Source organism: Pseudomonas sp. SB113 (assembly GCF_040754745.1).
Taxonomy (GTDB): Bacteria; Pseudomonadota; Gammaproteobacteria; order Pseudomonadales; family Pseudomonadaceae; genus Aquipseudomonas; species Aquipseudomonas grimontii.
Map to the genome: position 1 here is coordinate 1 of NZ_JBFMHW010000075.1, position 693 is coordinate 693.

General features: G+C 64.4%; 1 protein-coding gene. It reads left to right on the forward strand.

What is annotated here, in order from left to right; translation table 11 throughout:
- Window positions 1–693, forward strand: a 693-nt coding sequence (locus AB1462_RS31480; protein ID WP_367248974.1) for an MFS transporter, incomplete at both ends; no start/stop codon positions are given.

Consider the following 693-nt stretch of genomic DNA (forward strand, 5'->3'; position numbering starts at 1 on the left):
GTTTTCGCTCGTATCAGGCGCCATCGCCGACAATTTCAATCGCCGCAAGGTGATGCTAGTCGCGCAGTTTTTCATGCTTATCGTGTCGGTTTCGCTGACGGTCGCCGCCTATATGGGCGTCATCACGCCGTGGCTGCTCCTCACCTTCACCTTCCTCATCGGCTGCGGCACGGCGCTCAACAATCCGTCCTGGCAGGCGTCCGTGGGCGATATGGTCCCGCGCGCTGATCTGCCAGCCGCGGTCGCCCTGAACAGCATGGGCTTCAACCTGACGCGCAGCGTCGGCCCGGCCATCGGCGGCGCGATCGTCGCCGCCGCGGGTGCCGCCGCCGCATTCGCGGTCAATGCCGCCAGCTATCTCGCACAGATATACGTACTCCTCCGCTGGAAGCCCGCAATCCCGCCAAGCCCCCTTCCCCGCGAAACGATCGGTCTGGCGATCGGTGCCGGCCTTCGCTACGTCGCCATGTCGCCCAACATCGAAAAAGTTCTGCTGCGCGGCTTCGTTTTCGGCCTCACCGCAATTTCCGTTCTCGCCCTCCTGCCGCTGGTCGCTCGTGACATCGTGCAGGGCGGCCCGCTTCTTTACGGCGTGCTGTTCGGCGCGTTCGGCATTGGCGCGATTTTCGGCGCCTTGATCAGCGCGCGTCTGCGCGAACGCCTGTCCAGCGAATGGATCGTGCGCATCGGCTT